This window comes from Limnobacter sp., from assembly GCF_036846585.1.
Classification (GTDB): Bacteria; Pseudomonadota; Gammaproteobacteria; order Burkholderiales; family Burkholderiaceae_B; genus Limnobacter.
Map to the genome: position 1 here is coordinate 38,164 of NZ_DAIUBR010000003.1, position 26,715 is coordinate 64,878.

Consider the following 26,715-nt stretch of genomic DNA (forward strand, 5'->3'; position numbering starts at 1 on the left):
TCTAACCATGGCGACCATTCTCGTTGTTGATGACGAAATTGGAATTCGAGAACTGTTGTCCGAAATCCTTGGGGATGAAGGGCATGCCGTGCTGCTTGCAGAAAATGCAAGTCAGGCACGTACGCTTCGCGACCAAGAGCAACCCGACCTGGTGTTGCTCGACATCTGGATGCCCGACACCGACGGTGTCACCCTGCTGAAAGAATGGTCCGTGAAAGGACTGCTAACCATGCCCGTGATCATGATGAGTGGCCACGCCACCATCGACACGGCCGTGGAGGCCACGCGCATCGGCGCACTTGATTTTCTGGAAAAACCCATTTCGCTGCAAAAGCTGTTGGGTGCCGTTGAAAAGGGTTTGGCCCGCGGAAAAATGGTGCAGTCGGCCCGCGCCTTGATGCAATCGCAGCCCAAGGCCAACGGTGTTCCCGGTGCGCCCGGCAGTGTTGCTGGCGGTGCCATGTCCGCGTTGGGCAATTCGGTGGCCGTGCCTGACACCAGCCCTTTGGGTCAAGCCTTGGCTGAACTTTCCACGCTGGATCTGGATGCACAGTTGCGCGACGCACGCGATTCTTTCGAGCGGATTTATTTCGAATATCACCTGCGCCTTGAAAATGGCAGCATGACCCGCCTTGCCGAACGAACCGGTATTGAGCGCACGCATTTGTACAGAAAACTCAAGCAGCTGGGTGTGGAAGTGGGCCGCACTGCGCGTAAAAATATCGCATGAAAATCATTATTGTCGGCGCCGGGCGTGTGGGGGCCAGCCTCGCGGAAAGCCTGGTGTCCGAGCACAACGACATCACCCTGATTGACCCAGACCCCGCGGTACTGGCGGATCTTCAAGATCGCTACGACCTGCGCACCATTGCCGGCAACGGTGCCTTGCCTCGCGTGTTGAAGCAGGCTGGCGCCGAAGATGCCGACATGCTGGTGGCGGTGACCCGCAGCGATGAAACCAATCTGGTGGCCTGCCGCATGGCAGCATTGATGTTCAACGTGCCACGCCGCATTGCGCGGGTGCGTTCGCCGGAAATGATGGAGCAGGCCAACCTTCACGGCGACGAAGGTTTTAACGTGGACCACGTCATTTGCCCCGAGCAAAGCGTGACCGAACACATTGAACGCCTGATTGAATTTCCCGATGCCTTGCAGGTGCTTGATTTTGCCGATGGCAAAGTGACGCTGGTTTCTGTGCGCGCCTATGCGGGGGGGCCGTTGGTTTCGCACCCCATCGAGGACCTGCGCAAACACCTGCCCAAAGTCGATGTGCGCATTGTGGCGCTGTTTCGTGAAAACCAGCCGGTGGCCGTCGAGGGTTACACCATGATTCAGCCCGGCGACGAGGTTTTTTGTCTGTCTGCCACCGAACACGTTCGCACCGTGATGGCCGAGCTTCGCCGAATTTCAAAACCGGTCACCAAGGTCATGATTGCCGGTGGCGGCAACATCGGTTTGCGCCTGGCCAGAAGCCTGGAAGAAAACTACCAGGTGAAAGTGATTGATGCGGATCGAAAGCGTTGCGAGGATTTGGCCAGCCAGCTGGGTTCGCGCACCTTGGTGTTGTATGGCGATGCCACCGACGAAGATTTGCTGGCTGAAGAAAATGTGCAGGATGTCGACACATTCATCGCGCTGACCAACGACGATGAAAATAACATCATGTCTTCCTTGCTGGCCAAGCGCATGGGTGCACGCCGCGTGATTGCCTTGATTCAGCGCAAGGTGTATGCCGAGCTGGTGCAGGGTGGGCAAATTGACATTGCACTTGCGCCGTCCAATGCCACGCTTAGCGAATTGCTCAAGCACATTCGGCGTGGTGATGTGGTGGCGGTTCACCGCTTGCGCCGTGGTGTGGCCGAGGCGATTGAAACCATTGCACACGGCGACTCAAAGTCGTCGAAAGTGGTGGGTCGTGCCATTGAAAAAATCGACATGCCAAAAGGTGCCGTGATTGGCGCCATTGTGCGGGGCGATCAAGTGATCATGGCGCATCACGACACCGTGATTGAGGCGGAAGACCACATCATTACTTTCGTGGAGAACCGCAAACTGGTGCCGCACGTCGAGAAACTGTTCCAGGTCGGCGTGGGGTTCATCTAAAGTGGTACGCGCGGCATGAGGAACTCGTTTTTTCCGGTTGTTACCGTTCTGGGTTTCGCCGTCGCATTGTTCTCGGTGGCATTTTTGGTGCCGCTTGGGTATGCGTACATTACAGGTGAACCCACGGTAGAAGCTTTTGCAACTGGATTCGTGGTCACATTCTCGATCGGCGTGGCCTCGCATTTGTTGACCCGCAAGTTCAAGCGAGAATTGCAACCACGTGACGGTTTTCTGCTCGTGTCAATGGTTTGGGCTGGGCTTCCCGCTTTCTCAACCATTCCCATGATGATTTACTTTCCTGAACTCAGTCTCACCGATGCCTACTTTGAAATGGTGTCTGCATTGACGACTACAGGCGCTACGGTGCTGAGTGGCTTGGATGGTATGCCTGCAAGTATCAATATTTGGCGCTGCTTGCTGGCGTGGATGGGGGGCATGGGTATTTTGGTGCTCGCGGTGGCTATTTTGCCTTTGTTGGGTGTGGGTGGTTCGCAGGTGTTCAAGGCTGAAACACCTGGGCCGATGAAAGACAGCAAGTTGACGCCCCGCATTACTGAAACTGCGAAGTCGCTGTACCTGGTGTACTTCGTGCTGTCACTTGCTTGCGCCATCAGTTACAAACTGGCTGGCATGACCTGGCTGGATGCCTTCATGCATTCGGGAACCACCATGTCGCTGTCCGGGTTTTCATCGCATGACGCAAGTTATGCGTACTTTGATTCCGCAGCCATTGAGATGGTGGCTGTGGTGTTCATGCTGATTTCCGGGATCAATTTCGCTGTTCACTTTCTGGCGTGGCGCGGCAAGTCGTTTCGGCCTTATGCCGTGTGCCCGGAAACCAAGTGGTTTCTGATCTTGATGTTGGTGTCGGTTCTGTTGGTTGCGGTGTTTTTGTTGGCCCATCAACAGTACACCACCTTCGGTGAGGCCTTGCGTTTCAGCTTGTTCAATGTGGTGTCGGTGGCCACCACCACCGGTTTTGCAAACACCGATTACGCCCAGTGGCCTGTTTTCGCACCCCTGTTGATGATCTTCCTCAGCGTGTTTGCATCCGCGGCAGGCTCTACAGGCGGTGGTATCAAAATGCTGCGTGCAGTTATTCTGTTTCAGCATGCGGTGGGCGAGCTGTCACGCACCTTGCACCCGCGCGCCATCAACCCGGTTCGCATTCGTGGCACGGCAGTCAACTCACAAATTATTTCGGGTGTGCTGGCCTTCATGTTGATGTACGGAATGAGCATCATTTTGATCACCATGATTCAAATGTTCGCCGGGCTGGAACCGATTGCTGCACTCACCGGTACCATCGCCATGATCAACTGTCTGGGTCCAGCCTTGGGTGAATTGGGCCCTGCCTCCAACTTCGCTGGCCTTGGCGATTTCCAAACCTGGGTGTATTCATTTGCCATGTTGTTGGGCCGTCTGGAAATGTTCACCATTCTTGTTTTGTTCACCCCGGCGTTCTGGCGCAAATGAAAACGCATGTGTTTCTTGTTTCGGGCCGCAATCCGGAACTGCGTGCGCAGCGTATTGAGCAGTTGTTGTTAGAACACGCGGCAGCGGGAAAACTTACCTTGATGGCCAGCACGGAAATTTTTTCGTTCGCGCCGGTTGAGGCGCAGGCTGAACTGTTTCGCCTGGACACCGAGCGCAAGGCCCGTGGCATTCATGTGCTGCGTTTAAGCCCTGGTTGTTTGTGTTGCTCCTCCAAATTGGTGCTGTCCACACACCTTGCTCGCACCTTAAGATTGAACCAGCCAAATGTGCTGCTGGTCGAACTTGAAAGCCAAAGCCACCCGGAACAGGTGTTACAGTTATTAAAAGAGCCTCAATGGACTGACTGGTTTGCCGATATAACTCTTGTGGAGAACATTGCGTAAGGGGTTTGACGCCCAAGGCGTGGCCTTGAAATTGCTAGATAGATCACCATATTCAACCTGAAAGTATTATTTGGAGGTTTGCGATGTTAATGATGATTGATAGCCCCTTTTACTGCGTGGTGGATTTGGTCATGAGCGAGGGGCAACCCAGCCTTGGCATTGAAATCGTGGACAAGAACAATCAGCGCGAACTGTTTTTGCAGGGCGATGCCGCTGAGCGATTCCGCGAAGAGGTGAAATACCTTGCTGCCCAAGAACCTGATATCGATGATATCGAAGCTTTTATTGAAGGCTACAAACCCTGGATGCAACACCCGGTAACCTTGCATTGATTGTGTCGGATTTTTTGGCCATACACGAGTGTATATGGCCATTTTAATATTTTCTGATTAGCTGGATACAGTAGAAACCGCGACCCTCCATTTGTACAGGGCTGGACGTATTGCTGAGGCTATCCCTTCATCTGCAAAGATTCCCTTGCTATTAGAGAGTGATAATTTTTTATTGTTTTTTAATTGTGGCGCGGCAAATTTCCTTATCGGGTTTCTACTTATATTTAATTCTCCCAACGATTGCATTTCCCAAATTGATTCAGGTATTTCAGTCAATTTGTTTCTGTCGAGCTGTAAGTTCTGAAGACATCGAAAAAACTCAAGATTTTCCGGAACCTCCTTCAATTTATTTCCAGATAAAAAAAGTTCTGAAATTCGAGGTGCTTCATTCAACGGGATACCCATGATTTTAGGCCCACGGCCAAATATGGGCTCGTGTAATTTGACAGGTGGGCCTGGAAAGGCATCCAAGTCATTTTCTTGAATGCTTAATTTACCAAGGAAGACTTTGTTCTTCCAGAAATCCATAGGTAGCGAGCCAATAGAGTTCTTGTCCAAGCTAAGGCTTTTAAGGTTGGTCATCTCGTGAACGACAGAAGGCAATTCAGTAAATGAATTTGCGTCGAGAGAAAGTGATGTTAATGATGTTAAATGTTTGAAACACTCTGGAAGATCTCTTAAAAAATGATCGCTTAAGTCAAGTTCTTCAAGGTTTTGTGAAAAACATAGAAATATTTTACGACTTGCTTCGACTCGCTCCTCAGGATAACCAGCCTTCTGAGACCACTCATTTAGTTGTTGTCTAAATTCGTTCAGTTCTATGTTCCCACTTGCGTTTGATGACTCAGCTTGAATGCTTGATTGGAGCACATTAGGTGATGAAGTAATTTGTCTGCTCAACATGATTGACGGTCTCATTAAAATAGTAACGTGCTGCGTAACAATTGCCGAAGCGATAGTTCCATTAATTAGACTGACTTGTTGAATGACCGGGCCTGAATAAGAAATTTTGAAGGCCGATTAATTAATTCAGATCCACGCGGCTACAGCCTGCGCCGCACGCTGCTCAACCACCTTGGCCACATCAGCCATCTGGTCTAGCCCCGTTGTCAGCCAGGTGCCGCCCACAGCCTGCACCGCCTTGATTTCACGCCACTGGGGCAGGTTTTCCAGTGTGACGCCGCCGGTGGGCACAATGCGCGCTGCCGCCAGCGGTGCAGTAATGCTGGCAAGGGCTTTGGGGCCACCTGCCGCCATGGCCGGGAAAAACTTCAGCAATTCGAAGCCCAGTTCAAGCCCGCGCATCATTTCCGATGCTGTGGCCACGCCGGGCACCCAGGCATACCCTTTTTTCAAGGCATGTTCGGCCAGGGTTTCAGTCAGGCCGGGTGAAATGAACAATGTGGCGCCCAGGTCGGCGCTTTGGTCAAACTGTTCGGGGGTCAGCACCGTGCCCGCAGACACACGCATGTCGGGAAATCGCTTGGTTATTTCGCCCATGGCTTGCAGGGCCTCCGGGGTGCGCAGGGTAATTTCAATCTGGGTAATGCCGCCGGCAAACAGGCCTTCGGCAATATCCAGTCCCTGCTTTACACTGGAAATTACCACCACGGGCAAAACACCCTGGCGCAACCAGCCGTGGGTGCGCTCAATTCGATTGTCGTTTCGATTGCCGTTCATGTGTTGTCTCCGCTTATTTTGTAAACAAATTGCTTGCGCCTTCTTCGGCGCTGGTCACGGTGTTTCTCCATACCTGAAAGTAGCCGCGCCCGTGGCTTACCGCTTGTGCCGGTTCAGCCATGGGTTCGCGGGTGCTTAAGTCGGCGGTGGTGTGCAGCACGCCTTCATTGGCATCCACCCGCACCACATCGCCATCGCGAAGCCGTGCAATGGGCCCATCGGCTTTGGCTTCGGGGCACACGTGAATGGCCGACAACACTTTGCCTGACGCGCCGCTCATTCGCCCATCGGTCACCAGTGCAACGGGCAGGCCTTGATCCTGCAAAATGCCCAGAATGGGTGTGAGCTTGTGCAGTTCAGGCATGCCGTTGGCGCGCGGACCCTGATGGGCCAGCACCACCACCGCGGCTTGCGTGAATTCGCCCTTGTTGAATGCGTCAATCACCTGGTGTTGGTCGGTGAAAACGCGGCAGGGTGCTTCCACAAAACGGTGTTCTTTTTTCACGGCCGATACCTTGCACACGCCCCGGCCCAGGTTGCCTTTCATCAGGCGAATGCCGCCGTCGGGCTGGAAGGGGTCGGTGTGTGAACGCAGTACTTCCGTGTTGCGTGAAGCGCCCGGTTTGCGTGTTGAAAATCTTTCCGCAGTGGGTAGCACTTCGGCCACGGTGTTGGCCATGGTGGTGCCCCACACGGTGGGTGCTTCGCCATCGACAAAGCCGCCGTCGATCAATGTAGCTAGCAAGCCTGCGGTGCCGCCTGCGGCTTGAAATGCGTTTACATCTTCAGTGCCGTTGGGGTACACGCGGGTTAGCAGGGGGGTGACGCTGGAAATGGTTTCCAGGTCGGTCCAGTCGATCAAATAGCCCGCGGCACGGGCCACACTGACCCAATGGATGGTGTGGTTGGTTGATCCACCAGAAGCCATCAAGCCGACCAGTGAATTCATCAGGCAGCGTGAATCAATCAGTGTGCCCAGTTTCAGCGCGGGGTTGCGTGTGGCGCTTTCAAGGGCGCGCACGCTTTCGCCAATCAAGGCCTGGCGTTGCGGGCTGCTGGGCAATTCAAACGCACCGCCAGGAAACTGCAGGCCCATGAAATCGAGCATCAGCTGGTTGGAATTGGCGGTGCCGTAAAAAGTACAGGTGCCGGGGCTGTGGTAAGCCTTTTCTTCAGACTGCAGCAGGTCATCGCGCGTGGCTTTTCCTTGCGCGGCCAGTTGGCGGGTTTTGGCTTTCTCGGAATTGGACAGGCCCGTTTCCATGGGCCCGGCGGGAATGAACACAAAAGGCAGGTGGCCAAAGCCCAGTGCGCCGATTAACAGGCCGGGTGCAATTTTGTCGCACACGCCCAGCAAAATCGCACCGTCGAATACATCGTGCGACAGGCCGACACAGGCAGAAAGCGCAATGACATCGCGCGAGAACAGCGATAATTCCATGCCCTCGCGACCTTGGGTAACGCCATCGCACATGGCCGGTGTACCGCCCGCCACTTGTGTGGTGGCACCCAGTGCGCGGGCGTGTTGGGCAAGCAATTCCGGGTATACCGCAAATGGCTGGTGGGCCGACAACATGTCGTTGTAAGCAGTCACAATGCCCAGGTGTGGCGATTTGTGTAATGAAATAACGCGCTTGGTGGGGCCGGGGTAAATTGCCGTGGTGTGGGCCAGGTTGGCGCAGCCCACAGCCGTGCGGTTTTGCGGGCCTTGTGGCAAGCTGTTCAAATAGGCTGCGCGCGTGGCTTTGGAGCGTTGCTCGATGCGTTCGCGAAGCGCCTGCAGGGTGGGGTGAATTGCTGAAGCCATTTAAAAATGTCCTGTGAGTTTTAATCGACAGTGCTTGTCATCATGCTTGTTTTGTAACATAATTACACAAAAGAAGCAATAAATGTAATCTAATTTCTTCAAAGCTGAATCAGCGGAGACATCATGTTGAGTCAAGAAAACCAAAGCGCGCAATCGGATCAAACGCCCTACCCTGTGGGTGGTTTCACTTTTGTGTTGCACGGTGCGAGTGGTGATTTGGCCAAGCGCAAAATCATTCCGGCGTTGGCACACCTGGCTTTGTCAGGCTACTTTGCACCGGAGTCACGCGTGGTGTTTGTTCAGCGCGAAAACCAAACCGCTGACGAAGCCTTGGCCGGTGTGGATGAATTTCTGTTGAAGGCGGGCGATGAGGCGGCACGCAAATCGCTGCCAGCTCTCCAGCCTTACTTAAGCACCTGCCAGCTTACCTTGGGTGAACCCGAGGCTGCCCAGGCCTTGCGCGAAGCCGTGGCTGGCGGCCCTGAACCTGTGGTGCATTATGCGGCCCTGCCTTCTTCCCGGTTTATTGATTTGATCAATTGCCTGGATGAAGTGCGCGACCCGGAAAAGCTGCGCCTTGTATTGGAAAAGCCACTGGGTTTCAATGCAAAAGAATCGGCAAAAATTGAAGAAGCGGTGGCCGATAAACTGGATGAATCGCAGGTGTACCGCATTGACCACTACCTGGGCAAACAGGCCGTGCAAAACATGCTGGCCCTGCGTTTGGGCAACCGGATATTTGAGCCCCTGCTAACCCGCGAACATGTGGCCCACGTACAAATTACCGTGGCTGAAGATTTGGGTGTGGAAGACCGTGCCGGTTTTTATGAGCATGCCGGTGCGCTGCGCGACATGGTTCAAAGCCACATTTTGCAGTTGCTGGCCATTGTGGCGATGGAGCCACCAGTCAGCCTTGAAGCCAATTCACTGCGCGATGAAAAACTGAAGGTGCTGCGTTCACTGAAAGTGCCCCAAATTACAGGCGTTCCGGAAATTGTGGTGGGCCAGTACGGCGAGGGCTATGTGAAAGGCCAACCCGTGCCCAAGTACCGAAATGAAAAAGGTGTGGCTGCCAATTCCACCACGGAAACGTATGTGTCGTTTCGCACGGAAGTACAAACCTGGCGTTGGGCCGGCGTGCCGTTTTTGGTGCGCACGGGCAAACGCATGCCGCGTCGTTTTGCGGAAATCGTGATTCAGTTTCGCGATGTGCCCAAGCCTTTGTTTGAGCCGGTGGGCGGCCAGTGGGTGGGCAACCAGTTGGTGATTCACCTGCAACCCGAAGACAAGCTTGAATTGAAACTGTTGGCCAAAACACCGGGTGAACGTGAGCGCTTGAAGCCTGTTTCGCTGGACCTGGATTTTTTCAACACTTGGCGCATTCCGGTGCGCGATGCTTACGAGCGTTTGATCACCGACATTTTGCGTGGCCGCCTGGGTTTGTTTTTGCGTCGCGACGAGGTACAAACCCAGTGGCAATTCGTAGACCGTATACTGAATGACTTGAAAAGCCACGGCATGGAACCAGCGCCTTACACCAGCGGCACTTATGGCCCCTCGTCGGCCACAGCCATGGCTTTGCGGGCTGGTGCCTTGTGGTCGGAGGACGGGTTGTGATTGATGACAAAGATTCCCAACTGCGCGAAGACATTCGCCTGTTGGGTGCCTTGTTGGGCGAAATTATTGCGGAGCAACAGGGTTTGCCGGTGTTCACGGCCATTGAGGAAGTGCGCCAGTTGTCGGTGAAGTACCGCCGGTTTGATGACAATGCGGCGCGCACCGAACTGGAAGCGCGGCTTGAGGCTTTGTCGCAAGACGAAACCATTTCGCTGATTCGCTCGTTCTCGATTTTCTCGATGTTGAGCAATATTGCAGAAGATTGCCATTTGATTCGCCGCAACCGACAGCATGAACTGGCTGGCATGCCACCGCGCGAAGCCAGCCTGGATTACACCGTTGCCGAATTGCAGCGCGTGGGCGTGAACCGCAGCGCGGTGCTTGCACGCCTGAAGCAAACGGAATCGGTGCCGGTGTTGACTGCGCACCCCACCGAGGTGCAGCGCAAAAGCGTGCTGGATGCGCAGCAAAGCATCATCGCGCTGATTCGCCACCGCGATGAAATTCAGTTAACGCTTGAAGAAAGCAATGCGTGGCGTGATGAACTGAAAGCAGCCGTGCAGCGCTTGTTTCAAACCCGCTTGCTGCGCCGAAACAAGTTGAGTGTGATTGACGAAGTGAACAACGCGCTGGCTTATTTCGATTCCACGTTTTTTGCCCAGGTGCCGCAGGTTTACCGCAAGCTGCAAAGCCTGTTGAATTTGCCCAGCACGGATAATTTTTTGCCGGTGCATGAAGACCCCTTGGGCAAAGTACTCACCGTGGGTTCATGGATTGGTGGCGACCGCGATGGCAACCCTTTTGTAACGGCACAGGTACTGGACACCACCCTGAAAATTCAAAGCCGCAAAGTGCTGGAGCATTATCTGAGTGAAGTGAATTGCCTGATTCGCGAATTCAGCGTGACCGATTATTTCTTGAAGCCCAACCCACCCTTAACTGCGCTGGCCAATACTTCGGGCGAGGATTCCGCACACCGCCTGGACGAGACCCTGCGCCGTGCCTGTGTGGCGATTCGCAACCGAATTCAAGCCACCTTGCAACAGGCCGCCAATGGCGAATGCGTTGCGCAGGCCTACGCAAGCCCTGCCGAATTGCTTGCCGATTTGAATACCCTGTTCAATGCCTTGAGCGAGAACGGCATGCAACGCATTGCCGAGGGGCGACTGGCCTTGTTGGCCCGCAAAGTGAAAGTGTTTGGTTTTTCGCTGATGGCCTTGGATTTGCGGCAAAACAGTGATGTGTTTGAAGAGGTGGTCGCTGATTTGCTCAAGCAATCCACCTTGGGGCAAACCGATTACCTGGCCTGTGAAGAGCCGGTTCGAATTGAATTGTTGTGCGACGAACTTCGAACACCGCGCTTGTTGTTCAGCGATTCGCTTCAGTACGTTGATCGCACGCATTCGGAAATGGCGATTTTTCGCAAAGCCAAACTGGCGCATCAGGTGTTGGGTGCGTCAGCCATTCAAAATTGCATTATTTCCAAAACAGCGTCGGTCAGTGATTTGCTTGAACTGGCGGTGTTGTTGAAAGAGGCGCATTTGCTGAATGTGGCCAAGGGCGAGTTGGCGGTGAACATTGTGCCGCTGTTTGAAACCATTGAAGACTTGCAGGCCGCCCCTGCAATCATGGACCAGTTGTTTGGCATGGAGGAATACCGTGCCTTGGTGGCATCACGCGGGCATGTGCAAGAAGTGATGCTGGGTTATTCGGACAGCAACAAGGACGGCGGCTTTGTAACCTCGGGCTGGAGCCTGTATCAGGCTGAAATTGGGCTGGTGGAAGTGTTCGCCAAACACGGCATTAAAATGCGTCTGTTCCATGGCCGTGGTGGTTCGGTGGGCCGTGGCGGTGGTTCCAGTTACCACGCCATTCTCGGCCAGCCTCCCGGCGCGGTGGATGGGCGTATTCGCCTGACTGAACAGGGCGAAGTGATTGCCGCCAAGTACGGCATTGAATCGCTGGGCAGGCGCAACCTGGAAGTGCTGGTGTCGGCCAACCTGATGGTGTCCGAACACACTGAGCTAACACGCGAAGTGCCTGCCAGGTACCTGGAATTGATGGCGAGGTTATCGAGCCATGCGTTCAATGCCTATCGCAATTTGGTGTACAACACCGACGGTTTTCTGGAGTACTTTAAACAGTCCACGGTCATTTCCGAGATTGCCAGCCTGAACATTGGCAGCCGCCCTGCTTCGCGCAAAGCGAACTGGATCATTGAGGATTTGCGCGCCATTCCCTGGGTGTTTAGTTGGGCACAAAGCCGCGTGATGCTGCCGGGTTGGTACGGCTTTGGCACGGCAGTGGCCACATTGCGTGAAAGTTTGAATGAAGCCGAATTGCTTGATCTTCAAGCCATGGCCAAACAATGGCCATTCTTTAACACCATGCTGTCCACATTGAACATGGTGCTGGCCAAGGCCGACATGGCGATTGCGTCGCGCTATGCTGCCATGGTGGAAGATGCGGCACTGCGCGACAAAGTGTTTGGCCGCATTGCAGCCGAGCATGCGCGCGCGGTGGAAGGGCTGTTGTGGTTGACTGGGCAGGAAGAGTTACTTTCTGACAACCCCTTGCTGAAACGATCCATACAGGCGCGCTTCCCGTACGTGGACCCACTGAATCATGTGCAGGTGGAGTTGCTGCGCAGGCACCGCCAAGGCGAACTGGATGAACGCGTGGCGCGCGGCGTGCATTTGTCGATTAACGGCATTGCCACGGGGTTGAGGAATAGCGGGTAAAAACGGCGACCAAATTCAAGGAGTCAATTCTGGAAACCATACACATTGCCGACTGGAATGAGTTTGTTGCCCTAAGCACCGAATGCGATGGTTGGGCTTTTCGTGGCTTGCAGGATGCAGACTGGCCCTTGCTGAGTTCGCTGTCGCGCTATTTGCAAAACTACGTGCCTGATAAGTCGTCCTGGCGTTTGCGCGAAGAACGTGCCTTTCGCATTTTTCGCCGCAAAGCACACAACTATTTGCCCGACGCCAGTGTGCTGGACGACGACATTCGCTGCCTTGCGCTGATGCAGCATCACGGCGCGCCCACGCGCATGCTCGACTTCACAAAGTCGCCTTTTGTGGCTGCATTTTTTGCATTGGAAAGGGCAGTTAAAAATTCAGCGGTGTTTGCACTGGACACGCCACGCCTGTGGATGGCCACGCCAATCAACAATGCCACCCTGCACCGCGACATGATCGACCCGCGGATCGAGGGCAACTTCGAGCGTTATTTTGCGACGAACGCCAACGACATCATGTGGGTGGGCGAACCCGACCAAATGGACCGGCGGCTGGTGGCGCAATCGGGTACCTTCGTGGTGCCCGGTGTGCTGGACAAACCGATTGATGAAATTATTCAGCACTACGAAACCGGCCCGGCGATGATACGCAAGTTTATTTTGCCTGCCAGCATTCGCAAGGAAGCCATGTTGGCGTTGTACCGCATGAACATTACCCACGCCACGCTGTTCCCGGATCTGGATGGTTTGTCCCGCTCCATTTCCTACGAGCTTGAAATTACCTGGCCGGGGCATTTGATCGCGGCAAACAAAATTCCGTGAGCCATTCAGTGAACTTAGCTCCGGCTTTCCTGCCGGTATTCTTCAAGCTTGTTGCCCCGGTAAACCTGCTTGAAGAAAAGTGGCGTAAGGAAGGTGGTCACAATGCCCATCAACACCAGGGTTGAGAACATGGTGGGGCCGATGAAACCATTCTGGTAGGCGATGCCTGCCACAACCAGTTCCATCACGCCCCGGCCATTCAATACTGCGCCCAGGCCCAGTGCTTCGCGGTGCTGCATCCCGATAATTCGGCCGCCCAGCCAGCCGGCAAAAAGTTTCGTGACAATGGAAACCAGAATCACGATCAGCGGGAATTCCCAGTTGCTTAGGCTGATCAGTTGCAGTTCCAGCCCCAGGTAAGCAAAGAAAATGGGGGCCAGAAACCCGTTGGTGATCGAGCCCAGCGTGCCGTGCAGGTCTTTGTAGCGCGATGCGATGAAGTGTTTTTTGTCCAGAAACAAGGCACCAAAAAACGCGCCAATGACAAAGTGAAACCCCAGCGCTTCACTGATGGTGCCAAACACCAGCACAAACACGATCACGATACCGAACAGGGCTTCCGGGCCGAACACGCGGATCATTGATTCAGGAAAAGCCTGCACATTCACATTGCGTTTTTCAAGCCAGTTGAGCAACTGGTTTAGCCCCACCACCACCAGGCCCAGCGCAAGCAGTTTGAGGGTGGCAATGCCCACGGCACTGCTTGCATCGGCCAGTGTCATTGTTTTGGGCAGGTTCAACACAATGCCCAGAATGAAAAGGGCGACCACGTCGTTAACCACGGCAGTGGCCAGGGAAAACTTTGCAATCGGGGTGTGCAGAATGCCCAGGTTTTCCATCAATTTGACAGCCACCGGCAGCGCGGTGATCGAGATGCACAGGCCCAGGAAAATCATTCGCATCAGGTCTTGGCCAAAAGCCGCAGCAATCATCAAACCGCCAAGGAAGGGAATGAAGAAGCTGAGCACGGCGAGAATCAGGCCACGGCCTTTCATGGCCCCGAAAATGTCGGAGAATCGCATTTCCAGACCCGCATTCAGAATGATCAGGAACACGGCCAGTTCAGTGACGCCAGCCAACCCGTCGTTTGGCGCGATCAAACCCAAAATGGCGGGGCCAAGCAACACGCCAGCCATGATTTCACCGATCATTTCGGGCTGGTTATAGCGTGCAAACAGCCGCCCGAACAAGCGGGCAACCACAATAAGCAAGAGCAGGCTGGAAAGCAGTGACATAGGGGAATTTACAAAAGAATGGCGATTGAGTTTACCACCGGCAAGGCAAAGGTTAACGGCGTAAGTTCAATGTGTTCAAATGTGCGGGTTGATTCATTTTATGTTGCATTTATGTCCAATTCAGAGAAGCATCTCGAAGAAACCTGTATCACCAGCACACGTGTGTTCGATGGCCATTTGATGAAGGTAAACCAGGACACGGTGCGCCTTCCCAACGGCGAGGAGTCGGTGCGTGAATACACCGTGCACCCCGGGGCAGTAGCCGTTGTTCCCATACTGGACGATGGCCGCTTTGTGATGGAACGGCAGTTTCGTTACCCCCTGCACCGTGTGTTTCTGGAGTTTCCCGCGGGCAAAATTGACACTGGCGAAGACCCTGTGGCCACGGCCCACCGTGAACTGCTGGAGGAAACTGGCTATGTGGCGCAAACACTGGAATACCTCACCACCATTCACCCGGTCATTTCATATTCCACCGAGAAAATTGAACTGTATGTGGCGCGTGGTTTAACCCTGCAAGAAAGGCAGTTGGACCACAACGAATTTCTGGACGTGGTGTTGGTGGAACCTGCCGAGCTGATGCAGCAGATCAAGGCTGGGGAGGTGACGGATGTGAAAACAATAATTGGGGCGTTTTGGGTGGCACATACGGGTTGATGTGGTGAGCGTTTGGTAAAGAAAAAGTGCAGGTGATTCAATGGAACAAAAGTAGCGGAGTTGTTACCCAGTGCTTCCTTCACCAATTAAGGGAAACAATCATGAATATCGACTCCACTGCAAGCAATGCTGTAACTGCTCCGCAGCCTCAAAGCATGTCGGATGATGCGAATTACGATCTCCAACTCGCTGAATTTAAAGCTTCTCCATTGCGGCGAGCCGCTGCGAATATTAGCGCGTGTAGCCTGGTGCTCGGTGGGGTAGGTTTGTGTGTTGTAACCGCCACGCTTGGGAATGCGGTGAGCGGTTTGGCCGGAGGTATTTCTGGGGGCGTTTCCCTTGGATTGTGTTGTTTGAGTTTTGGGTGTATGGAGTATGCCGACGTTCCTTCTGACCCAAATGATCCGTTGCACACTAGTGATGGTTGAATAGAAATTCAGTTTAAAGGTGGGTAGAGAAAGGCAACTACCGGGTAATGCCCGGTAGTTCAGACTTAATTCAATATTGGTTTGTCGGCAATTTCATGGTTTACATCAGCATGGCCTTGTTCGTCATTTCTAACGGCAATCACCACATCGCGTAGCTTGGCGTCTGGCGGTAGTTTGTAATAGTCGATCGCAATTTTCGGCGCAACTGAATTTTCAATTCTGCCCGAATCAATTTCCGCCAGGTATTCGGTATAACTAATCACGGCCTGGTTCTCGAAGTACCCCACCATTCGGTGCGCGGTTTTTGGGAAAAAAACATACAGCACAAAGTAGAAGTGCCAGAACACCAGCTGTGCAAACAGAACCAGCAAGCGTTCCATTGTGCTTGGTTTTGCAATTTCAATGAAGATCATCAAGTGCATGCGCTCGTTTTCAGCTTCTTCCAGCAGGGTTCGTATTTTGGGCCCATAGCCGGTTTGCATTTTCCGCAAGCTTTTCAGGTGAATCCACATGCCGGCGACCATGCCAGGCACCCCGGCCACCGTTTCCAACACCACTGCCCGGTTTCCGTAGCGTTTGGCAAAGAATGTGTCTGCAAACCAGCGAAAGAACATGGTGAGTGATTTTGCGAATTTGTCTGAGAAGTCCTTGGGGGTTGGTTCCATGTGTACTACTCCATGTGATGCGGTGACTGCGCAGATCCGTTTGGCGTTGAATGAGTCTACGCCTGTTGGGGAGGGTAGGCTAGCCTCAGTTAAATTCAGACAGGACCTCATTTTTGCCTTCATCTATGGAATTTGCATACTAGCGATTTTGATGGGAGGGTTCATGAATAAATTAATGTTTAAGCTCTGCCTGATAGGCCTGATAGGCATGCCTGTGCTGTCGTCAGCAAGCAGCACAACAGATGAAGATTTCTGTGCCCTGCTGAAAAGCGCGAAAGCCGAAATGGATGATGTGTTTTCGAAAATTCAACAGAAAAAGCGCAATGATTTGGTATTTCTGGAAGCAATGAATAAAAGTCAGAAACAGTGGAGGGAATATGTGGATGCTGAATTGGTCATGCAGTTTCCTTCTGCAAATTTGTTCGATTATGGATCGGTGCTGCCGATGTGCCAGTGTGTTAGTCGGCTTGGCTTAACTCAAGAACGAATTGCAACATTGCGCCAGTGGCTTGAGCCCGTGGTAGAGGGTGATGTGTGTACGGGGAGTACGCGGTGAGGCTTGCTGGCCCCCCGTTTACCTTGGCCAGGAGCGGTTATCACAGTCCGTTCATCTATGTTCGATATGGTTACGAGGGTAAATTATTTGCGTGCAAACGCGAGAAGGGGCGCGATTTCGCCTTGATCGGCAGTGCGAAGTGCGGTCAGGTAAGCAGCGCGAAGTTCGTTATGGCTCACAAGGGACGCGTAACCCCCACTCCCCCATGAAAATGGCTTTAGTCCCATCTTCTGTAGCAACAGGTCTGTGATAAACCGGGAGTGCCTACCATTCCCGTTGGGGAATGGGTGAATGAGAACCAGCCTGTGGTGAAACCGAATGGCCAACTCATCCGGTTCTGTCACAGCATGTTTTATCTGATACTTTGTGTCTTCGAGCAGGTTCCGGACGCGCACGGGTACCTGGCGCCAGTCGCAGCCGATATTTTTGTCGCTCTTCCGATACGTGCCAGCCCAAGTCCAGGTGTTGCCGAGCATGCGCTTGTGAAGCTCACGCAAAAACAAGTCGTCCAGGATATCCTTTTTCAGTTGGCGCTGCGCCCATTGAACACCCTTGGTGATGTTGAGCTGCTCCCAAGCATTGAGCTCGCCCTGCGTTGAGATGTGTTTGGGTTTCAACCCTGCTTTTTCGTCTGGATCAAGCGGGGTTTGCCCGGGCAGGTACATAATTTCCAATCTAGCCATCACCAAAGTTCGCGCCAGTTGGCGTCCAGCAATTCTTTTGCCAGTAGCTCCAATTGCACCTGCTGTTCCTTGCGCGTTACGGACTGGTCCTCAAGGGCCATTGTGTGGCTAACCGGCAGGAGGTTCCTTTGGGCTACCAACTTGGCCTGCTCCCTAAGCCTTGTTTCAAGTGGGGTCCGCGGCACCAGCGCGTAGTGCAGCTCGCAGTTCAGTGCCTCGGCCACTTTACGCAAAGAAGCCAGCGAAATACTGTCGTCCGCTTCACTTTTCTCAAGCTTGTGCACGGTGCTGCTTCTCACATTCAATCGGCGTGCCAGTGCCACCGCTGTCATACCAAGGGCTTCGCGGATAGTTTGTATCCAGCCATTAGATGGACGCGGTGGATGGCGCTGCTTCAGCAGCGGTTTCAGTTGCTCGTCGGCTTGCCGAAGTTGCAGCCAGCGATAGGACTTGTCCATAAACTTATCCCCATGAGGCAATTTACTATTGGGCATAGTATCCCTACGGGGCTAAAATATCAATTGTTAATTATCCCCAAAAGGCTAAAGATATTTATAGATATACACCCTGCAGGGATAATATAAATGCGCGTATGCCAGATAGTTTATCTTTGGAATGGCATCGCTTGGCGTTCAAATAGGATCTGACGTTTCGCTAGGCTTCAATAACCCAGCAGCAGCGCGCTGTTCTTTCATGAGATGTTCGGCTGCATAGGGGGTATTACCATTGACGCAAACCAAAGCACTTCAAAGGTTGGCACCCAGCACGAACGACATGAAATCTTTGTCCTTCAGTGGGTCGTAAAAGGCCTTGTCGTCATAAAGGCTTAGGCTTAAGTCCGCGAAGTATTTGCCTGACTTGATTTCGCCTTTCAAACCAAGGCCCAGGTTGATTCGGTTTTCCAGAAAAACTCCATCGGCCGAGGTGCCCATGAAATCATGGGCAATGAATGCACGTGGTGAAAAGTTGATTCCGGCCAGTAAATCGGGGTACTGGAACACCGCCAGTAAACGATAGCCTGCGGCGGTTTCGGTGGCAAAGCCGTCCACTGCGCAATAACGGGGATCCAGGTTGGCTGAAGCATTCACGCCCAGGTTGCACTGGCCATTGTTGTACGTGGCATGCGAGGCCGCCCCGAAAACAGGGGAGCGCCCGAAGCGTTCGCCTGTGAATGGGTCGCCAATGTCTTTCCATATTTGTGCGCCAATTTCACCGACCAGTGCAATGGCCGATGCGCCCAGGCGCCTTGGAAATAACTTAATGGTGGACACTTGCATCTGGATTTTGTCCAGTGGCTTGGAGCCTGCAAGTACCACGGTACCAAGCTCACCATTATTGGCTTGTGCCCGGTATTGCGAAAGTGGGCCGGTGCCCGTGGCAGCACCTTTGATTAGGTCGGGCGTGTTGTAAGGCACTGGGTAATCTTTGGTGTAACTGACCTCGCCAAACAAGGACCAACCAGCCAGTTCGGTGGCTGCTGAAAAGCCAAGCACCTGAATGTCCTCGGCACCCCAGTCAAAGAAGTAACTGAGCCCCGGGATTTGAAACAGGGCGCCAGTGCCTTGCCCTGAAAAAATTGAATTGCTGTTGTTGGTGGGGTGGTTCACAAGGCTGAGGTTGGGAATGCGCTGGTGGTAATTCACGGCGTACACGCCGAATTCAGTGCCCAGTTCTGCCGCGAAAAAGCGGGCAGCCAGGCCGATTTGGCCTTTGTCGCTGGGGCGGCGCTCAGCTACCTCGTCCATTTTGAAATTGACGGTGGATGCGGCCAGGCCCAACAGGGTCGAGGCCGGGCCTAGGTCGGTGCCATCGGCTGTTTCAACCCGCGCATCGCCGCCCCCGGTTAGCGTTTGGCGATCTGTGTAACGGCTGAAATTGATGAAGGTGCCAGTGCCGCCCAGTGCCAGCGCACCGGGGTTGAGCCCAGAACCGGAATTACCGCAGTTAAGCAGATCGGCGGGTGAGAACAGAGTGCCACAGCCATCAATCACTACTTTCTCGTGATTCAACTGCGCAAAGGCTTCGATCGACAGGCTTTGTGTGGCCTGAAGGTTGGCGTACACTTGGGGAATTGGCAGAAAAACTTCTTTCAATTGGGCGCCGGGCCGACGAAGGGCGACCACATCGAAGTTGGAATACTGGTTCACGCCCCCCAGTACAAACAGGGCTTCGCCCCAGGTCACCACTTGCCGTCCAAATTTGATGGTCAGTGATTTGTCCATGGGCTGGAAGCTGGCAAAACCAAAGGCGTCGAGCAGTTGAATGTCTTCAAAACGGCTGCCGTCCGGAAAGCCTGAATCGATGGGCTCCTGGCCGCGAACATAGGCGTTTTTGGACGAACCGTGGGCCACGCCTTTGTTGGGTGCTTGAAAGTCTGAATAGACCTTGGCGCGCACGAACGCACCCACGTGGTCCTTGGTTAGTTCCAGTTCACCCACTGCTTTGGCCACGCTGCTGAACACGTCGCCTTTGGCGTAGTTCAGGTTGCCATCGTCAACGGTGTTGCTGGCGGCGGTGCCGCCGTTGCCAATGCCGACCAGCGATGCATGCGCGTTTTCAAGCCGTATGGACGAACCCACAGTCATTTCCATGGCCCAGCGCCCTCGTGTGCCAGCGGGGCCTACAAAGTCGCCTGCCGAATGGGTTTGAGCGCTGCACAACAAACATGCTGCCAGTACTGCAAGGTTCGCTTTCATGCTGTGTCTCCTGATGGGGCGGTTTTTTAGCATGATAATCATAAAATTGACATAGTGTAAACTTTTAATTAAAGTCCTACTGATCGTGCACTTTCACCCCCTTGAATCGAGGTCCCCATGTTGCTCAAACTGATTGTTTCGCTGGTGTTGGTTTTTTCGCTCGCGGCGCTGGTGTACCGCTTTTTGCCGAACTTGTTGGGCGCCTTGGGCTTGCACCCCCAACGCCATTTTCCGCCCAAGGCCATGGCGGGGTGTCGAGCCTTGGTGATCACGACCAGCCACGGTGTGTTGGGCGACACGGGCAAAAAAACAGGGGTGTTCGCCTCGGAAATGACTGTGCCGTATTATGCGTTTCTGGATTCAGGCATGCAGGTGGATGTGGCCAGCATCCAGGGCGGTGTGGTGCCCATTGAGCCTATTTCGGTGAAATGGCCCTTGGCCACACCCGAGGACCAGCGCTTCTTGAAAGACCCGGACTTTCAGGCCAAGTTGCAGCACAGCATGCCGGTGCGCGACTTTAACCCGCAAGATTACGACCTGTTTTTTCTGGCGGGTGGTTGGGGTGCAGCCTATGACTTGGGGCAATCCGCCGTGTTGGGCGAAAAGTTGTCTGTGGCTTACCAGGCGGGCAAGGTGTTGGGCGGGGTCTGTCACGGTCCTTTGGGTTTGATTCAGGTGAAAAACACGCAAGGTGAGTTAGCCATTGTGGGCAAACGCCTGACCGCAGTGACCAACAAGCAACTCCAGGAGCTGAAGGTGACTTTAACCCCCCTGCACCCAGAGACCGAATTGCGCAAGCGTGGCGTGGTGTATGAATCGATGACTCGCTTGCGAGATATTTTTGCCAGCAAGGTGGTGCAAGACGGTCAGTTTGTCACCGGTCAGAATCAAAACGACGGTGCCGAGGTTGCGCACCGCATGATGAGTATTGTGAAAACTGGTTAGTTGAATAACAAATAATTGCAATTTACTTGAAAATCAAATAAATTTAATTTATTCGTAATTCAGGTATTGTGGAATGCACAAGCAAAATCATATTCTCACCACAAGTTCTCAGCTCGGGCAAATTTTGCAAGCTTCCCGCAAAGCAAAAAAATGGTCACAAGCCCGGCTGTCGAGTAAGTTGGGGCTAAGTCAATCTCGTGTATCCCATCTTGAGATGCATCCCGAAGAACTTAGCTTTGCCCAGTTAATGAACTGGTGTGCTGTGTTGGGTTTGGAGCTTTCTGTCGGGCTGCGAGGATCCGGTACCGAACAAACTTCGACGGATTGGTGACATGGGCCGCAAATCACATAGTCAAAGTTTGTCGATCTGGTCCAATGGCCAGCGCGTGGGGTTGTGGACAATCCCCACTCGTGGCGACATGCAGCTTCAGTACGACCCTGGTTGGCAAGCTTCTGAGCTTGGAAGACCCTTGTCCTTGTCTTTGCCGTTCAACATTCAGAACTTGCCAATCAAGGGCGACAAGGTTTTAAATTACTTTGACAATTTACTGCCCGACAGTGAAGCAATTCGCAAAAGGGTTGCTGAACGATTCAAGACAGGTTCACTGGATGTGTTCGATCTGCTTAAAGCGATTGGTCGCGATTGCGTAGGGGCTGTTCAACTGTTGGGTGAGCACGAGGAACCCGAGAACATCGAGGGCGTGCAAGGTAAACCCGTGACCAAAAAAGACATTGAACGTCTTTTGATTGACACGGTATCGCCTGCCGGTTTTGGTAAAAACATCAATACCCATACTGACTTGCGGATTTCGATTGCAGGAGCTCAAGAGAAAACGGCGTTGTTGCGATGGAATGGCAAATGGCATGTGCCGCAAGGTTCAACCCCCACCACGCACATACTGAAATTGCCATTGGGCCTAATGGGTGGGCAGCAGGCCGACTTCACAACCTCGGTGGACAACGAATGGTTGTGCATGAATTTGCTGAAAGCCTATGGTTTGCCTGTTGCGAATGTGGCGATTGAAACATTTGGAACCCAGCGTGTTCTGTCGGTCGAGCGATTTGACAGGAAGATTACACCGAGCGGTGAATGGATCATGCGTTTGCCCCAAGAAGACTTTTGCCAGGTGACTGGTGTCCCCTCAATTCTTAAATACGAAAGCGATGGTGGCCCTGGATTAAAAGTATTGTTCAATACCCTTCGGCAATCCGAGAACTCGGCGGCCGATCTTCGTACCCTGATGGCGACGCAGATTCTTTTTTGGATGCTCCGCGCACCTGATGGGCATGCAAAGAATTTCAGTATTCAACTGCTGCCGCGTGGGCGATTCCGTTTGGCACCTTTGTACGATGTCATGTCTGCCTACCCGGTATTGGGCAATGGTCCCAATCAGTGGGCCCCTCAGCAGCTAAAATTGTCCATGGCCTTGCTCGGAAAGAACAGGCATTACAGCATGCATGCAATTGTTCGGCGTCATTTCAACAGCACAGCTCAACAACTGGGTTACGCAGACCATGTGGAACCATTGATTGAAGATTTGCTGGCGCGTACACCGGTGGTCATCGAAAGTGTTATCAAGCAACTGCCAGAGGGATTTTCCAGCCACGTTGCCCAAACCGTGTTGGGTGGCTTGGAAAAAGCCGCGAAAAAACTGAAGGCCATGCCAAGCCGATGATTGTGTGCACTCACGCACAAACGCCTGAAAATTTTTGGCCCCGAAAACAATCAGCAAGGCCGATTTGCAGCGTTGCCATGAATTGGGCGCTGCATTTGCCAGTGGTTTGGCCATGGGCTTATTTTAGCCCGCGAACAATTTAGCTTCTCCATTCCGGAAGCCGCACATCTTTCCAAACCGCAAATGCGCGCAGGCCTACCGTGATGATCACGCAACCCAGCAGGTTCACATACGCGGGGTTGCCCAGTTCACGCAGGCCAATGTAGGCCCAACCACCGAAGAAGGCGCAAATGGCATAGGGGCGGTGGTCTTGAAAGGCCTGCGGAATTTCATTGCACACAATGTCGCGCAGCACACCGCCAAACACACCGGTAATTACGCCCATGAACACGGCCACCAAACTGGGCATGCCCGCCTGAATGGCTGCAAACACGCCTGCAGCGGTGAACAGGCCCAGCCCCAAGGTATCGGGCCACAAAATGGCTTTTTCAGTGAAATGAAAATGCCGCTGCCGCATAAACAGCATGGCCGCAATGCACAGCACAAACACGGCCCACAGCAATTCAATGTATTTCACCCAGAAAAAGGGCCGCACATCGAGCAGCAAATCGCGCAGCGTGCCGCCGCCAAACGCAGCCAGAAAGGCCACCACGCACACGCCCACCGCATCCAGCCGTTTGCGCGCGCCCACCAGAATGCCGCTGAGCGCGAAGGCCAGCGTGGCCACCACTTCAATGCCCAGTTGTATGTTCTGGCTCAGTTCGCCGGGGTTCAGGTTTGGCATGTTGGCTCCATGGGGGTGCGCTCCATTGTATTACCAGCCGCTTTTTCGGGTTTGATTTTTCCACCCGGTGTAGAATCTAGCCACGTTTCGCTAGAGAGTTCATTGTGTCCACTGCTTTCCGTGTGTTGTCCTTCATCCCGCCGATGACGCAGCTCAACACGCCCTATCCATCGACCGCCTACATCACCGGCTTTCTGCGCAAGCAGGGCATTGATGCCGTGCAGGCCGACATTGCGCTGGGCTTGGTGCTGAAATTGTTTTCACCCGATGGGCTGGATAGAATTGCGGCGGAAATAGAGCAGCACGAGGAAGTGACCGAACGCGTGGCCCTGTTCATGGACCAGTTCAGCCGTTACCGCGCCACCATTGCGCCCACCATCCGCTTTTTGCAGGGTGGCGATTCAACGCTGGCCCACCGCATCAACGGCCGCAGTTTTCTGCCCGAAGGCCCGCGGTTCGAAACGCTCGATGTGTATGTGGACGATGAAGGTGGCGACCCACTGGCCTGGGCATTTGGCGCACTGGGCGCGCAAGACAAAGCCCGCCATTTGGCCACGCTGTATTTGAACGACTTGGCCGATGTCATTGCCGATGCGGTGGATGAACGCTTCGAGTTTGTGCGCTACGCTGAATCGCTGGCTGGCAGCCAGCCCAGTTTTGATCCGCTGGCCAATGCCCTGCAACAGCCTTTCACCGTGATCGATGACATTCTGGTGGAATTAACACTGGAAGAATTCAAACGCCAGCAGCCGCAACTGGTGTTGCTGTCCGTGCCCTTTCCCGGCGCGGTGTACGCGGCCTTGCGCATGGCGCAGGCCATCAAGGCCGAAAACCCTGATGTAAAAATTGCACTGGGTGGTGGTTACGTGAACACCGAATTGCGTGAACTGGCCGAGCCCCGTTTGTTCGACTTCGTCGACTTTGTCACCCTCGATTCCGGCGAACGCCCCCTGTTGTGCATGGTTGAACACCTGCAAGGCAAGCGCGGGCCCCAACGTTTGGTGCGCACCTTCACACGCAATGCGCAAGGAACGGTTCAATACACCAACTGGGCTGAACCGGATGTGCCGTTTGGCGATGTGGGCACCCCCACCTGGGACGGCCTGCCCCTGCACAGCTACCTCAGCCTGCTCGACATGCTGAACCCCATGCACCGCCTGTGGAGTGATGGGCGGTGGAACAAGCTGACCGTTGCGCATGGTTGTTATTGGAAAAAATGCAGCTTTTGCGATGTGTCGCTCGACTACATTTCCCGCTACGAAAACGCCACAGCCACGGAGCTTGTGAACCGCATTGAAACCATCGTGAATGAGACCGGCCAAACCGGCTTTCATTTTGTGGACGAAGCCGCACCGCCCAAAGCCTTAAAAGCATTGGCGCTGGAGTTGATTGAACGCAATGTGTCCATTTCCTGGTGGGGCAACATACGGTTTGAAAAATCCTTCACGCCCGAGCTGTGCCAGTTGCTGGCCGACAGTGGCTGCATTGCCATCAGCGGCGGGCTTGAAGTGGCATCTGATCGCCTGTTGAATTTGATGAAGAAGGGCGTTTCAGTAGAACAAGTGGCGCGGGTTACGAAGGGCTTTACCGATGCGGGTGTGCTGGTGCACGCGTATTTAATGTACGGTTTCCCTACCCAAACCGTGCAAGACACGGTCGATGCCCTGGAATACGTGCGCCAGTTGTTCGCGGCCGGTTGCATTCAATCGGGTTACTTTCACCGCTTTGCCTGCACCGTGCATTCGCCCGTGGGCAAGAACCCCGAAGAATACGGCATTGAGCTGTTGCCCATGCCGCCCGGCACTTTTGCGAAAAACGACATTGGCTTTGTCGACCCCACGGGTGTAGACCACGCCGCATTGGGTGAAGGGCTAAACCGCGCACTGTACAACTACATGCACGGCATTGGGCTTGATCAAAACGTGCGCAGCTGGTTTGATCAAAAGGTGCCCCGCCCCACGGTGCAAAAAAACTTTATTGAACAAGCCTTGTATGGAAAAGCAGTCAAAACAGATTAATATTGACAGCATGTAAAATTCAAAGGCGCCCACAATGAGCTTGAAAACCCTGCTGATGCCCATGATCACCCAGCACCGATTTGCGCGCAGCACCTTGCTGGCCAAGCGGGCAGAAGCGGAACGAAACAGGCTGGCGTCTGGCCGCCCGCACCAGGTTCACTACTTTCACCAAATCGACGACCCCTACAGCCACCTGGTGGCACAGGCGCTACCGCGTTTGCTGTCCCGATACAACATTGAACTGACGCCGCATGTGGTCAGCCCGCCCCCCAATTCAGCCGCACCTGAACGCGACAAGCTGGTGGCGTTCAGCCGCGTGGATGCCGCCTTGCTTGCGCAACGCCATGGTTTGAATTTCATCGACCAGAAAAAACAGCCGGACACGGAACACTGCCTAGAGGCCACCCATGCCATGGTGGCGGCTGTTGAAGCCGGGCAATTTGCAGAACTTGCAAGCGCGGTTGGGCAGTGGTTGTGGGCCACTGATGACAGCCAGCCCTGGCCAGAGCAGTGCAACGCCTTGAAGCCGGTTTCCAGCCACGCCGTGCAGGCGCACATTGCGCAAGCCGACGCCCTGCGTGAAAAACTGGGGCACTATTTGGGCGGCATGCTGTACTACGAAGGCGAGTGGTATTGGGGCATTGATCGCCTGTACCACCTGGAGCAACGCCTTCAGGAACTGGGTGCACAACGCAGCGGTGCCATTGGTTTGCTGTTCCCGGCTGACGATGGCTTGAAACAAATCAAGCCAATTGACAAGCCGCCTGCCATTGATTTTTTCTTCTCATTCCGAAGCCCCTATTCCGCCATTGTGGCCCCGCGCATTTTCGAACTGGGCCGCCTGACGGGTGCAACAATAAACTTGCGTTTCGTGTTGCCCATGGTGATGCGGGGCTTGCCCGTTCCCAAGGTAAAACGCGAATACATTGTTCATGACACCGCTCGTGAAGCCCATGTGCGGGGCGTTCCGTTCGGGCGTTTGAACGACCCCGTGGGCAAGCCCACCGAGCGCGGCTTGGCCTTGGTTCCGTTTGCCGAACAACACGGCAAGGGGCAAGAATTTGTGCTGGCCTTCATGCAGGGCGTGTGGGCCGAAGGCATTGATGCCGGCAGCGACAAAGGTTTGAGAAAAATTGTGGAACGGGCTGGCTTGCCCTGGAATGGCGCGCAAGCTGCACTGCAAGATGACACCTGGTGGGACACCGCACAAACCAACCGCGAAGAACTGTTTGCCCACGGGCTGTGGGGCGTGCCCTCGTTCAAGGTGGGCAAGGCCGTGCTGTGGGGGCAAGACCGCCTTTGGGCAGTACACAATGCCCTGTGCGCACAATCCGCCTGATTTGCCCAATGTGCGTTTTTGGGGTATCAATAACCTTTACACGCCCCAA

Annotated in this window: 25 protein-coding genes and 1 pseudogene; 17 read left to right on the forward strand and 9 right to left on the reverse strand. The window is 54.0% G+C overall.

The features are described 5' to 3' along the window. The first annotated feature begins 7 nt into the window (after positions 1-7). The 5 genes from V7028_RS02095 (at position 8) to V7028_RS02115 (ending at position 4,315) form a co-directional block, all read left to right on the forward strand. Complete coding sequence (locus tag V7028_RS02095; RefSeq protein ID WP_334118456.1) at positions 8-730, forward strand: response regulator; 723 nt, start codon at positions 8-10, stop codon at positions 728-730. Next, positions 727-2,103 carry a Trk system potassium transporter TrkA gene (trkA, locus tag V7028_RS02100; RefSeq protein WP_334118457.1) on the forward strand — a complete coding sequence of 459 codons (1,377 nt, stop codon included), beginning with the start codon at positions 727-729 and terminating at the stop codon, positions 2,101-2,103. Before V7028_RS02095 ends, trkA begins: the two co-directional genes overlap by 4 nt. Before the next feature lie 15 nt (positions 2,104-2,118). Next, the gene (locus V7028_RS02105; protein ID WP_334118458.1) at positions 2,119-3,579 is read left to right on the forward strand and encodes a TrkH family potassium uptake protein; all 1,461 of its coding nucleotides are present in this window, start codon (positions 2,119-2,121) and stop codon (positions 3,577-3,579) included. After that, positions 3,576-3,983 (forward strand): GTP-binding protein, encoded by a 408-nt coding sequence (locus V7028_RS02110; protein ID WP_334118459.1) that lies wholly within the window; start codon positions 3,576-3,578, stop codon positions 3,981-3,983. Before V7028_RS02105 ends, V7028_RS02110 begins: the two co-directional genes overlap by 4 nt. A gap of 83 nt (positions 3,984-4,066) precedes the next feature. Beyond that, a complete protein-coding gene (locus V7028_RS02115; RefSeq protein WP_130557193.1) occupies positions 4,067-4,315 on the forward strand; it encodes a BTH_I0359 family protein in 249 nt (82 codons plus the stop codon). A 57-nt stretch (positions 4,316-4,372) separates the two neighbouring features. On the opposite strand, the gene V7028_RS02120 is transcribed toward V7028_RS02115, so the two are convergent. From V7028_RS02120 to edd, 3 genes are all read right to left on the reverse strand, one after another. After that, positions 4,373-5,218 (reverse strand): leucine-rich repeat domain-containing protein, encoded by an 846-nt coding sequence (locus tag V7028_RS02120; protein WP_334118460.1) that lies wholly within the window; start codon positions 5,216-5,218, stop codon positions 4,373-4,375. A 126-nt stretch (positions 5,219-5,344) separates the two neighbouring features. Beyond that, positions 5,345-5,995, reverse strand: a complete 651-nt coding sequence (locus tag V7028_RS02125) for a bifunctional 4-hydroxy-2-oxoglutarate aldolase/2-dehydro-3-deoxy-phosphogluconate aldolase (RefSeq protein WP_334118461.1) — start codon at positions 5,993-5,995, stop codon at positions 5,345-5,347. A gap of 13 nt (positions 5,996-6,008) precedes the next feature. Continuing rightward, positions 6,009-7,802, reverse strand: a complete 1,794-nt coding sequence (edd, locus tag V7028_RS02130) for a phosphogluconate dehydratase (RefSeq protein ID WP_334118462.1) — start codon at positions 7,800-7,802, stop codon at positions 6,009-6,011. A 123-nt stretch (positions 7,803-7,925) separates the two neighbouring features. Here edd and zwf point away from each other — a divergent pair, with 123 nt between their 5' ends. From zwf to V7028_RS02145, 3 genes are read left to right on the forward strand one after another with little or no spacing between them, the layout of a single operon-like run. Further along, the gene (gene zwf, locus V7028_RS02135; protein WP_334118463.1) at positions 7,926-9,419 is read left to right on the forward strand and encodes a glucose-6-phosphate dehydrogenase; all 1,494 of its coding nucleotides are present in this window, start codon (positions 7,926-7,928) and stop codon (positions 9,417-9,419) included. Then, complete coding sequence (gene ppc / locus V7028_RS02140) at positions 9,416-12,160, forward strand: phosphoenolpyruvate carboxylase (RefSeq protein ID WP_334118464.1); 2,745 nt, start codon at positions 9,416-9,418, stop codon at positions 12,158-12,160. The genes zwf and ppc overlap by 4 nt, the downstream gene beginning before the upstream one ends. Before the next feature lie 44 nt (positions 12,161-12,204). After that, positions 12,205-12,984 carry an FRG domain-containing protein gene (locus V7028_RS02145; protein ID WP_334118599.1) on the forward strand — a complete coding sequence of 260 codons (780 nt, stop codon included), beginning with the start codon at positions 12,205-12,207 and terminating at the stop codon, positions 12,982-12,984. A gap of 14 nt (positions 12,985-12,998) precedes the next feature. Here V7028_RS02145 and V7028_RS02150 read toward each other — a convergent pair whose 3' ends face one another. Continuing rightward, a complete protein-coding gene (locus V7028_RS02150) occupies positions 12,999-14,219 on the reverse strand; it encodes a cation:proton antiporter (protein WP_334118465.1) in 1,221 nt (406 codons plus the stop codon). A gap of 111 nt (positions 14,220-14,330) precedes the next feature. On the opposite strand from V7028_RS02150, the gene V7028_RS02155 reads away from it, so the two are divergent. Next, positions 14,331-14,876, forward strand: a complete 546-nt coding sequence (locus V7028_RS02155) for an NUDIX hydrolase (RefSeq protein WP_334118466.1) — start codon at positions 14,331-14,333, stop codon at positions 14,874-14,876. Between the two features lie 101 nt (positions 14,877-14,977). Continuing rightward, a complete protein-coding gene (locus V7028_RS02160) occupies positions 14,978-15,304 on the forward strand; it encodes a hypothetical protein (protein ID WP_334118467.1) in 327 nt (108 codons plus the stop codon). Between the two features lie 65 nt (positions 15,305-15,369). Here V7028_RS02160 and V7028_RS02165 read toward each other — a convergent pair whose 3' ends face one another. Continuing rightward, complete coding sequence (locus tag V7028_RS02165) at positions 15,370-15,969, reverse strand: alternative oxidase (protein WP_334118468.1); 600 nt, start codon at positions 15,967-15,969, stop codon at positions 15,370-15,372. A 163-nt stretch (positions 15,970-16,132) separates the two neighbouring features. Here V7028_RS02165 and V7028_RS02170 point away from each other — a divergent pair, with 163 nt between their 5' ends. Next, positions 16,133-16,525, forward strand: a complete 393-nt coding sequence (locus V7028_RS02170; RefSeq protein ID WP_334118469.1) for a lysozyme inhibitor LprI family protein — start codon at positions 16,133-16,135, stop codon at positions 16,523-16,525. A gap of 83 nt (positions 16,526-16,608) precedes the next feature. Here V7028_RS02170 and V7028_RS02175 read toward each other — a convergent pair whose 3' ends face one another. The 3 genes from V7028_RS02175 to V7028_RS02185 form a co-directional block, all read right to left on the reverse strand. Beyond that, the gene (locus V7028_RS02175) at positions 16,609-17,208 is read right to left on the reverse strand and encodes a mobile mystery protein B (RefSeq protein ID WP_334118470.1); all 600 of its coding nucleotides are present in this window, start codon (positions 17,206-17,208) and stop codon (positions 16,609-16,611) included. After that, the gene (locus tag V7028_RS02180; protein ID WP_334118471.1) at positions 17,208-17,666 is read right to left on the reverse strand and encodes a mobile mystery protein A; all 459 of its coding nucleotides are present in this window, start codon (positions 17,664-17,666) and stop codon (positions 17,208-17,210) included. The genes V7028_RS02175 and V7028_RS02180 overlap by 1 nt, the downstream gene beginning before the upstream one ends. 288 nt (positions 17,667-17,954) lie before the next feature. Further along, complete coding sequence (locus V7028_RS02185; RefSeq protein WP_334118472.1) at positions 17,955-19,904, reverse strand: DUF1302 domain-containing protein; 1,950 nt, start codon at positions 19,902-19,904, stop codon at positions 17,955-17,957. Between the two features lie 117 nt (positions 19,905-20,021). On the opposite strand from V7028_RS02185, the gene V7028_RS02190 reads away from it, so the two are divergent. From V7028_RS02190 to V7028_RS02205, 4 genes and pseudogenes are all read left to right on the forward strand, one after another. Further along, positions 20,022-20,849 carry a type 1 glutamine amidotransferase domain-containing protein gene (locus tag V7028_RS02190; RefSeq protein ID WP_334118473.1) on the forward strand — a complete coding sequence of 276 codons (828 nt, stop codon included), beginning with the start codon at positions 20,022-20,024 and terminating at the stop codon, positions 20,847-20,849. A gap of 73 nt (positions 20,850-20,922) precedes the next feature. Next, the gene (locus V7028_RS02195) at positions 20,923-21,180 is read left to right on the forward strand and encodes an XRE family transcriptional regulator (RefSeq protein ID WP_334118474.1); all 258 of its coding nucleotides are present in this window, start codon (positions 20,923-20,925) and stop codon (positions 21,178-21,180) included. 1 nt (position 21,181) lies between these two features. Then, positions 21,182-22,525 carry a type II toxin-antitoxin system HipA family toxin gene (locus tag V7028_RS02200; protein ID WP_334118475.1) on the forward strand — a complete coding sequence of 448 codons (1,344 nt, stop codon included), beginning with the start codon at positions 21,182-21,184 and terminating at the stop codon, positions 22,523-22,525. Next, positions 22,513-22,652 (forward strand): annotated as a pseudogene (locus tag V7028_RS02205) (flavodoxin family protein); the annotation flags it as partial. The gene V7028_RS02200 and the pseudogene V7028_RS02205, both read left to right, overlap by 13 nt. A gap of 12 nt (positions 22,653-22,664) precedes the next feature. Here the strand turns inward: V7028_RS02205 and V7028_RS02210 are convergent. After that, complete coding sequence (locus V7028_RS02210; protein ID WP_334118476.1) at positions 22,665-23,309, reverse strand: trimeric intracellular cation channel family protein; 645 nt, start codon at positions 23,307-23,309, stop codon at positions 22,665-22,667. 143 nt (positions 23,310-23,452) lie between these two features. Between V7028_RS02210 and V7028_RS02215 the strand changes: the two genes are divergently transcribed. Next, a complete protein-coding gene (locus tag V7028_RS02215; protein ID WP_334118600.1) occupies positions 23,453-25,327 on the forward strand; it encodes a B12-binding domain-containing radical SAM protein in 1,875 nt (624 codons plus the stop codon). Positions 25,328-25,361: 34 nt separating this feature from the next. Continuing rightward, on the forward strand, positions 25,362-26,666 hold the full coding sequence (locus tag V7028_RS02220) for a DsbA family protein (protein ID WP_334118477.1): 1,305 nt from the start codon (positions 25,362-25,364) through the stop codon (positions 26,664-26,666). Positions 26,667-26,715 lie beyond the last annotated feature (49 nt).